We start from the raw sequence: 8,648 nt of genomic DNA, 5'->3' as shown, positions 1-8,648 counted from the left end.
TAGGCTCAATGCCTTCGGGCAGAGAGAATAGCGGCAATTGGCACCGCCTTGATTGCCGAAAGGCTACGGCTGAGTAGGGTTTAGCAGTCTTACGACTGCCTTCTAAAGAATCCCCGTGTCTTTAGACCGGGGAGTGTCAAGAATCCTCAAGAACGCCAAAAATTAGAGCGCCAACTGCAAGAGTTAGAGGCGCAAATCCACCAACCGCAACCCTTGCCGAGTTCTACGCCTTCCGCCCCCTCCTTAAAATCGGTCTACCAACAGTTAACCCTGTGGTATCAAGGACTGCCTGATGGAGGGAAAGTGGTGGCGATCGCCGTGGGGGGAATTTTGGCCTTATCTGCGGTGAGTACCGTCTTAAACTTGATTCGGTTAGCCTTTACCTTGGCCGCCGTTGGGGTGTTAGGATTTGTCGGATATAAATTATTTTTAGCGTCCAAATCCTCCAACCCAAATCAATAAATCAGAGTGACTGGGAAATCTAAAGACCCGAAGCGAACTGCACCCAAGGTCCAATCGACTAAAAAAACCAAACCCCCAACCCCGGGGAAAGTCAACCCCGTGACCCTATTTCCACGGCGGTTGGCCGCGAGTACCGTAGAACTGGCGCTGATTGCCGTTAGCGCCCTCGTTCCCCTGTCTTTGGGATGGCACGCCACGCGGTATCTGAATGTGCAACCTGTCCCCCTGAATCCGGTTTTGGTGACCCTAGAACGGGCGATCGCCCGGACCCTGGGGCTGCCTCCGACTTGTCCCAATCCCCGAGGACGTCGCTGCACCCGTCTGGTCCCCCCTCTCGTCAATTTCCTCTGGACAATTGGCCCGATCGCCGCCTTAAGCGTCAGTATTTGGCAATTATATCTACTCGGACTCACGGGTCAGACTTTACCGAAGCGCTGGTTGCGCCTCCAGGTGGTGACGGATTCGGGAAAAGCGCCCGGTTTTGGGCGTGCACTGTTGCGAGAGGCCGTAGGCCGTTGGGGAGTCACCCTCACCAGCGCCTATCTAATCTGGCTGATCGCAGGCGCAGTACCGGACTTAGTAATTTTAGGAGTAACAACGGCCTTGATGGTGGCCTTTGATGGACTCTGGAGTTACTTTGATCCCAAGTGCCGCACCCTGCACGATCGCCTCGCCGGAACGTGGGTCCGCAGTAGCCGACACAGCGTTTCGGGACCTAGTAAAAAAATGAACAGCAGCAACTCAAAACAGGTGGGTATTCCATTAGAGGCAGGCGGACCCCTTGAACGGATGCCGGAATCCAAACCCGTGTTCGATCAGTGGTGGAATAGGATTCGCCTTCAGAGTAGCGCCAAAAAGGCCCTGGCATTGGCCGTGGGTCTGGCGGCAATTTTGGGAACCTTCGTCACGACTCAACTTTATATCCAATCCCAAGAAAATACCCGGACTCAGGCGGCGCTGGATCAGGAAAAGTTTCTCACTTGGGTCCGACAATTTGCACCGGATGAGCGTCAAGGTGCGATTCTCGGATTAGCCAGTTTAGATAATCCCGAGGCCCAGTACCAAATTTTAGCGGATCTGCTGGCCCTGGAAACGGACCCCGCTCAACTGGATGTCCTCCAGCAAGCCTTAGTCAGCAGTGGCGAGCGATCGCTCCCCTATTTGCAAAAATTAAATCAATCCACTCGCACAGACCTGGATTCCCTGCGCTACAGCACCAATGAGGAGCAGTTGGAAGTGGTGCAACTGCGACTCCAAGCCACCCAACGGGCGATCGCCAAACTCCTGCAACTTTATAGCACCGAGTTCGACCCCCTGGATCTCAGCCGCACTCATTTGGGCCAAATCACCACAGAAGCGGCCCCCTTCACCTTGGTGTTAGAAAAAACGGACTTATCTGGAATTCGATTTCGGGGCGCTATTTTAAGCCATGCTCGTTTTAAAAGCAGTCAATTTTCCAGTCCCGGACCCGATCGCCGTTTCGGAACCGTGGATGACCTTCAAGCCGACTTGACCGCCAGCATCCTCACCGATGCCGACTTTACCGGGGCCTTTCTGAGTCATGTGATTCTCGCCTATAGCAATCTCAGTCGCGCTAAACTGGACCGGGCGAACCTCTCCAAGGCGCAAATGACTGGGGCCAACCTCAGCAGTACCCAGGCGATCGGGGCAAATTTGCAATTCGCGGACCTCACCAATGCTACCCTGGTGGGTGCTCAGTTAGCAGAAGCGAACTTAACCGGCATTCTCGCCATCGGTACTCGGTTCCCCCGGGTGGTGGCAACTGGCGCAACCCTGGCAAAGGCGAACCTCACGCGATCGGACTGGCAGGGTGCGGATTTGAGTCGGGCGAATTTCACCCAGTCTAATCTCCAAAATGCCAACTTGAGCGAGACGAAACTAGCCGGTGCGAATTTGAGTTTGGCTCAATTACAAAATGTCAACTTTCAGCAAACCGATCTCACCTCGGTCAATTTTCAAGGGGCGAATGTAGAAGGGGCGGATTTCCAAGGGGCCGTGTTTTTCAAACCCCAAACCCAAAGAGGCGATCGCCTCTTGCAATCCCCCAACCCCTCCACATCCGGATTTTTGCGGGGGGTGGATTTTACCAACGCTCGCAATTTAGATGATAAACAAATTGTTTATATCTGCGCCCAAGGGGGGATTTATCCCCTCTGTTCCCAACCGTAAGGGGTTGGTTCCCAGGGCCACGGTTGCGGATGCCAGCTACCCAAAACCGGGTTTGGGGTGGAAACCCCCCAACGCTGTAAAAACCCGCAGGCTCAAGCCTGGAGCTACACGGACGAAGCGGTGCCTGCGCGGGCTAAAGCGTAAAAACGTTGAACGGAGGATTTGGTATTAATCCTGGATTCAGACCCTTGACTCCTCTGGGTTTTGCCATTCCCGAAGGGATAGGGAAGCAGACTCGGTGATGGTCCGGCGATTCAACTTAAGCTAGAATCGACGGAACATCGGAAGTATTTATTTTTAGTGGGATAGAGGAGTAGGGAAATGGAACATCTGAAAAAAATTGGATCGACTTTGGGTGCGCTGATGTTAGGGACCGTGGCAGTCGCCAGCAGTCTAGCCTTGTCGAGTCAACCGGCATCGGCGCAAGCGGCTTATGGGAGTTATATTGGGGTTGGTGGATCCGCTGGACTCACGGAACTAGAGGGCGATCGGGAAAACGCTTTTTTACTAGCAGCCCGCTATAAACTACTCGCCCTGCCCATTTCATTACGCGCTCAGGGATTTTTTAGCGGCGAGGGTACGGCAGTGGTTCCCACCATTTCCTATGACTATCCCCTCACCTGGCAAACGGATATTTACTTGGGTGCAGGGGCGGCCCTCACTACTGGAGATACCCCCGTGGGCCAAAAAGTTAGCTTTGCGATTCAACCCGGGGTAGATTTCGCCGTTCCCAATACCCGATTCATTGTCTTTGGGAATGCGGTGATTGCCATAGATGCTTATGACGATGAAAGCAAACCGGCTGTCTCTTTGCAAGGCGGCGTCGGTTTACGATTTTAAGACCGGGAGATCCGATACAGTGTTTAGAGATGTGCTGGGTACATCTCTAAACACTCCCCATCCCAGGATTTACCGCAAAGGTCCGATCCGGTCTGGGGGCCAGTAGATTTTATACGCCTTGCCAATAATGTGATTTCTCGGGACATATCCCCAAACGTGAGAATCAAAGCTATTGTTGCGATTATCACCTAGCACAAAATAACTATCTGCCGGGACGATCTGGGGGTCGAAATTGTACTGGGCAGGGCCAGCAACATAGTCCTCGGAAAGCGGCTCATTATTGATATAAATAATCCCATCCTTGAGCCGGAGGACATCTAAAGGCATCCCGATGGTGCGTTTGATAAATAAATCCCCCGCATTCGGGTCAAGGGTTCTGGCAAATTCCGGCGCACGAAAGACCACCAAATCCCCCTTTTGCGGAGGACGCCCCCGAGCTTTTAGAGCGAGGATTTGGTCCCCAGCACGCAGAGTCGGGATCATCGAATCACTGGGAATTGTAAACCGTTGCACAAAATCATGTTCCACCCAAGCGGGAATCAAAATCCCCGTGAGCTTGAAGGCTACAATCAAAATCACAATCATCACAATCGGGTCCTGGGAATGGAGGGCCGATCGCGGACAGGAAAAATAAGCATGGTAACAGGCGATCGCATACAGTAACGGCGGAACTAGCAACCATCCCGGATGTAATCGAGCAATATTAGAGGCCAAAATTAGGCTAATCATCAAGACTGCGCCTAGGCCGAAATTTTTTAAATAAAGATGGCCGAGTCCGGGTAACAATTGAGATAAAAATACCGCAACCCAGGGATTATTTTTATTTCTTTTATTTTTAAGAACCCGTTCCAATCTTAGAAACGATAAGGTTTTAAAACATCGATGAGCATCAATAATATTAACCAAGTAAATGCCAAAAATTGGAAAAATTAATCCCAAACTGGTCAGGGTATTTCCTTCGGGACTAAAGAACGAAGCGACTGCCACAGCAATTAAGACCGCTTCAATCAAAATAATTCCCAACCCTCGGAAAATTTTGCTGGCATAAATCTGTCCGAGCCCCGGAAACAGGGCGGATAAATTAACCGCTAACCACGGGTCTTTTTGTAACTTGGAATTGCGCGATCGCCTCTTTTGCGATCCCGTTGAGGCCGAACGACGATTGACGGTCGTCCTCGGTGCGGATAATGTACCGTTGGGGTGAGAAGTGCGCCTTCTGCGCCCCCTGGTGGCCCCGTTTCGCATATAAGTTCCCTTAGAGAGGGCAAATTCTTCACTCCAAATCACCGAGCGATCGCGATTTTTGCCCAAAATCCGCACCCGGGCGACTGTCGGAATTCTCAGCTTGCTCAATAGTTCCCGAATCGCAGAAACGCACCGTTGCCGATGTCTGGGAGTCGGCGCGTGAACGCTCACGGACAATAAACCCTGATGCAAGCGCACCTGAGCTCTCATGCCGTGGGGGGTTAAACAGTCATCAATCAAGGAGGCGATCGCCCGCAGATCGCCTTGTTTCGCTTGGGCTTGTAGCTTTGCCAGTGTCATGATACTATTCCCCAATATCCGGTACACCACCAATCACCGCAACGCTCAACCCTCGCCCCGTTGAGAGTTTGTTTGCCTGGAATATCGCCCGTAGTTGGGCGAGGGTTAACCCGTTACCATGAGTCGTAGATTGCATCCGTCGTCCGTCCTTCACGCGCATCTTTTTCAGTTTAGCGTCGCCGATGAACGAGGGTCGCATTGGCCTGATCCACCGGGACGACTAACATTTCGCTAATATTCACATGGGGGGGTCGAGTGACAGAAAAAAGCACTAAATCCGCAATATCTTCCCCGGTGAGGGGCGTTAAATCCTGATACACCTTTTCGGCGCGATCGCAGTCGCCATGAAAACGCACCAAACTAAATTCCGTTTCCACTAAACCCGGTTCGATTTCCGTTACCCGCACCGGAGTCCCGATTAAATCTTGCTTCAAACCGTCGGAAATTGCCCTCACTGCCGCTTTTGAGGCACAGTACACATTGCCCCCCGGATAGGCCACTCGACCGGCGATCGAGCCAATATTCACCACATGACCGGATTGCCGTTCCACCATCCCAGGTACCACCGCCCGAGTCACATATAGCAATCCCTTGACATTGGTATCCAGCATTTCCTCCCAGTCGTCGATACTCCCTTCATGGAGTTTGGATAATCCCCGACTCAGACCCGCATTATTGACTAAAATATCAATCTGATTCCAAGGGTCCGGAAGATGATTCAAGGTGGCGTCAACCGCTTGGCGATCGCAAACATCCAACCCCAAAACATGAGTCTGAATCTGATACTGTTGCTCCAGTTGAGTCCCTAACTCCTGCACCCGTTCCAAACGCCGCGCCGCCAAAATCAAATTCGCACCCGCCTGGGCGAACAGTTGGGCGCAAGCGGCCCCAATCCCACTACTCGCACCCGTAATCAAGACAATTTTACCCTTGAGAGACACCATAATCCTTGCTATTAACTGTTATCAATCACCTGTTTAAAGGTATCAGAGAAATGGCGAGGCGGAACACCCACCATCAACGCCGAATCATTTCGCAAGTGAATTTCCACATCCCGCCGACGAGAGGAAAAGGCACTCGCTTCAGCTAACAACCGAGGGGTGAGAAAATGCACCCGTTGATTGGCAGAACCGCGCCACCCTTGGTTATCATTGAGTTCCGGCAGATAAAGTCCATCAATTAACACATCAATTTGCGACAAGACTCGGGCGATCGCCGGGTCGGACTTCGCCTGTAACTGTTCTAAGGTAAACCCGGTATAGCAGATAATCGAACAATCCACCTCTGCCAAAAGTTCAAATAATTCACTCAGTGCCTGCGCCTGTAACATCGGTTCTCCCCCGGACACCGTTAACCCTTCCGTCCCAGGAACCGATAAAATCGTTTCCGCCAACCGTCGCGGTTCCACCCCAGTCGCCGCCACCTGGGGAATCCAATCCGGAGAGATACAACCGGAACAGTTAAAACAACAGCCTTGCACCCAAATCGCAAACCGTTGACCTGGACCCAACGTGCGGGTGATGGGACAAAGTTCTGCCAAGTTCAGTAAGGTCATGGGGTTAGGGGTGGGGTATGGTCCATTGTCAAGGGTAGCCAATTTCCCGTATTTTTGGAATGGAACTGAACGGGAAAAAATCATGGCAATTTATTTAGATTCAGCGATCGCCTCCGAAGCAGAACTGGCCCAAAAAATGGGCTGGGTGAAAGGCATCACCACCAATCCGACCTTATTGGCAACCAGTGAGTTATCTCCAGAAGATACCTTAAAAAAATTGGTTACCCTCACATCGGGGCCATTATTTTACCAGCTTACGGCGTCGGATTTTGATGGCATGGTCAAAGAAGGCCAAACAGCGCGGGATTTGATAGGCGATCGCACCATTTTAAAAGTTCCAGCCACCCCCATTGGGTTTGAAGTCGTCGCGCATCTATCTCCAGACATACCTTGTTCCGTGACGGCGATTTATAGTGCGGCTCAAGCTGCTGTAGCTAGGGAAGCAGGAGCAAAAATGGCGATCGCCTACGTCAACCGCGCCACCCGACTATTAGGAGATGGCATTGCCTTAGTGCGATCGATGGCAGATGTTCTAAAAGGCAGCGATGTCGAAATTCTCGCCGCCAGCATTAAATCCCCCGAAGAAGCCGCTGCCTCCTTACAAGCCGGTGCCCATCATTTAACCTTACCCCTCGCTATGTTAAGAGCGATTTCCTCCCATGAACTCTCGCAACAAACCGTAGAAGAATTCAATCACAAAGGGATAGGATTAACTTTGTCTTAACAGGCGACAAAATTGGTTTATAATAATAGGAGTGCCAATGCACTCCTGTTATCAATATCAGGGATATCCGCAATCAAACCGAATCATGACCCGAACTGCTCATGACCAATTTGCGAAACAATATTTAGAGGAATTATTAGCCTATCTGGGACAAGTCCAAACCAGTCGGGACGTTCCCAGCGAAGTGCGACAAATCGATGTCTATTTCGTCCCTGCCGCCACCCCCACCACTGCGCCAGAAACCCTGGGAGTTTTAGGACAAATGGCAAGCACAACCGGCTTGTTTGAAGTGTTTAGAAACCCTCCCACCCCCGTCGAGATTAGGACCTGTAAACTGAAACTCTACTCCCTACAAGGGGACCTGTTGCGACAAGCGAGACGGGAAAAGAACTCCCTCAGTGAATCCGACTTACCCCGACTCTGGGTGTTGTCCCCCTCCTGTTCCGAAAGACTGGTGAACGGATTTGGCGCACAACTGGATCAGTCCGGGAACTGGATACCGGGGATTTATTTTATGCCAGAATTTGAGAAGACAGCATTAGTGGCGATCGACCAACTCCCCGCCAACCTCAATACCCTATGGTTGCGAGTCTTAGGAAGAGGGGCCACCCAACAACAAGCCGTGAATGAATTACTCTCTCTACCCCAGGGACATCCATTCCGGCGCAACCTGTTAGAAATTCTGTCCAACTGGCGCGTCAACGTCCAACTCAGGCAAAATCCAAATCAAGAAAATCAGGAGTTAATTATGAACTTATCACCAGCTTATCTAGAGTTGCAAGAAGCCACCTTACAGGAAGGTATCCAACGAGGAGTCCAACAGGGTGTCCAACAAGAACGGCAGGAAATGCTTGAATATCTTCTCAACTTCCAATTTGGTTCGATTGATGAGGAACTAGCTTCCATTATCGACGCATTATTGCAGTTACCCAGGGAAGAGTTCACTCCCTTGGTATTTAACCTTTCTCGGGAAGAGTTACTGCAACGCTTTGGCCGGTCATAGTAACCTAATATTGAGGGGCTAAACTAATGCCCCTCAATATTAAATTGTAAAAATTATTTCCAAAATCAATCTTGCACGGGAGTTAATTATGAAATTCTCACCAGCTTATTTACAGCAGAGAGAAGAAGCCATCCAAGAAGGTATCCAGCAAGGACGGAAACAATGGGTTAAAGAAATCTTCAAATTTCGATTCAGTACGATTGATGAGGAACTTGCTTCAATTATCGAGGCATTAGTGCAGGTATCCGATGAAGAATTCATTCCGTTGTTATTAAACCTTTCTCGGGAAGAGTTGCTACAACGCTTTGGCCGTTCCGAGAAACCTTGAT

The 8,648-nt window shown here is 50.8% G+C and carries 10 protein-coding genes; 6 read left to right on the top strand and 4 right to left on the bottom strand.

Going from position 1 to position 8,648, the window contains the following annotated elements:
• Window positions 1-213 precede the first annotated feature (213 nt).
• The 3 genes from NG833_RS17160 to NG833_RS17150 all read left to right on the top strand — a co-directional run bounded on the left by NG833_RS17160 (window position 214) and on the right by NG833_RS17150 (window position 3,492).
• Window positions 214-462 (top strand): hypothetical protein, encoded by a 249-nt coding sequence (locus NG833_RS17160; RefSeq protein ID WP_254566503.1) that lies wholly within the window; start codon window positions 214-216, stop codon window positions 460-462.
• Window positions 463-468: 6 nt separating this feature from the next.
• A complete protein-coding gene (locus NG833_RS17155; protein WP_254566502.1) occupies window positions 469-2,652 on the top strand; it encodes a pentapeptide repeat-containing protein in 2,184 nt (727 codons plus the stop codon).
• A gap of 321 nt (window positions 2,653-2,973) precedes the next feature.
• A complete protein-coding gene (locus NG833_RS17150) occupies window positions 2,974-3,492 on the top strand; it encodes a porin family protein (RefSeq protein ID WP_254566501.1) in 519 nt (172 codons plus the stop codon).
• A gap of 69 nt (window positions 3,493-3,561) precedes the next feature.
• Here NG833_RS17150 and lepB read toward each other — a convergent pair whose 3' ends face one another.
• From lepB to NG833_RS17130, 4 genes are read right to left on the bottom strand one after another with little or no spacing between them, the layout of a single operon-like run.
• Window positions 3,562-5,037: a signal peptidase I gene (lepB, locus tag NG833_RS17145; protein ID WP_254566500.1), complete on the bottom strand. Its 1,476-nt coding sequence runs from the start codon at window positions 5,035-5,037 to the stop codon at window positions 3,562-3,564.
• A 4-nt stretch (window positions 5,038-5,041) separates the two neighbouring features.
• A complete protein-coding gene (locus tag NG833_RS17140; RefSeq protein ID WP_254566499.1) occupies window positions 5,042-5,197 on the bottom strand; it encodes a hypothetical protein in 156 nt (51 codons plus the stop codon).
• A gap of 10 nt (window positions 5,198-5,207) precedes the next feature.
• Window positions 5,208-5,981, bottom strand: a complete 774-nt coding sequence (locus NG833_RS17135; RefSeq protein ID WP_254566498.1) for an SDR family oxidoreductase — start codon at window positions 5,979-5,981, stop codon at window positions 5,208-5,210.
• An 11-nt stretch (window positions 5,982-5,992) separates the two neighbouring features.
• Window positions 5,993-6,592, bottom strand: coding sequence for a 4Fe-4S single cluster domain-containing protein (locus NG833_RS17130; protein ID WP_254566497.1), 600 nt, complete (start codon window positions 6,590-6,592; stop codon window positions 5,993-5,995).
• Window positions 6,593-6,674: 82 nt separating this feature from the next.
• Here NG833_RS17130 and NG833_RS17125 point away from each other — a divergent pair, with 82 nt between their 5' ends.
• The 3 genes from NG833_RS17125 to NG833_RS17115 all read left to right on the top strand — a co-directional run bounded on the left by NG833_RS17125 (window position 6,675) and on the right by NG833_RS17115 (window position 8,647).
• Window positions 6,675-7,316: a transaldolase family protein gene (locus NG833_RS17125; protein ID WP_254566496.1), complete on the top strand. Its 642-nt coding sequence runs from the start codon at window positions 6,675-6,677 to the stop codon at window positions 7,314-7,316.
• An 85-nt stretch (window positions 7,317-7,401) separates the two neighbouring features.
• Complete coding sequence (locus tag NG833_RS17120) at window positions 7,402-8,319, top strand: hypothetical protein (RefSeq protein WP_254566495.1); 918 nt, start codon at window positions 7,402-7,404, stop codon at window positions 8,317-8,319.
• An 88-nt stretch (window positions 8,320-8,407) separates the two neighbouring features.
• Window positions 8,408-8,647: a hypothetical protein gene (locus NG833_RS17115; RefSeq protein WP_254566494.1), complete on the top strand. Its 240-nt coding sequence runs from the start codon at window positions 8,408-8,410 to the stop codon at window positions 8,645-8,647.
• The last annotated feature ends 1 nt before the right edge of the window (window position 8,648 follow it).

Source organism: Oscillatoria sp. HE19RPO, assembly GCF_024220515.1.
GTDB lineage: Bacteria > Cyanobacteriota > Cyanobacteriia > Cyanobacteriales > Laspinemataceae > Laspinema.
The sequence above is the reverse complement of the archived record's forward strand: the minus strand, read 5'-3'. Positions and strand labels throughout refer to the sequence as shown.

Coding starts and splice junctions, on each gene's coding strand:
- NG833_RS17150 (WP_254566501.1), top strand. CDS start 2,974: ATGGAACATCTGAAAAAAATTGGATCGACTTTGGGTGCGCTGATGTTA.
- lepB (WP_254566500.1), bottom strand. CDS start 5,037: ATGACACTGGCAAAGCTACAAGCCCAAGCGAAACAAGGCGATCTGCGG.
- NG833_RS17115 (WP_254566494.1), top strand. CDS start 8,408: ATGAAATTCTCACCAGCTTATTTACAGCAGAGAGAAGAAGCCATCCAA.
- NG833_RS17135 (WP_254566498.1), bottom strand. CDS start 5,981: ATGGTGTCTCTCAAGGGTAAAATTGTCTTGATTACGGGTGCGAGTAGT.
- NG833_RS17125 (WP_254566496.1), top strand. CDS start 6,675: ATGGCAATTTATTTAGATTCAGCGATCGCCTCCGAAGCAGAACTGGCC.
- NG833_RS17140 (WP_254566499.1), bottom strand. CDS start 5,197: ATGCGCGTGAAGGACGGACGACGGATGCAATCTACGACTCATGGTAAC.
- NG833_RS17130 (WP_254566497.1), bottom strand. CDS start 6,592: ATGACCTTACTGAACTTGGCAGAACTTTGTCCCATCACCCGCACGTTG.
- NG833_RS17120 (WP_254566495.1), top strand. CDS start 7,402: ATGACCCGAACTGCTCATGACCAATTTGCGAAACAATATTTAGAGGAA.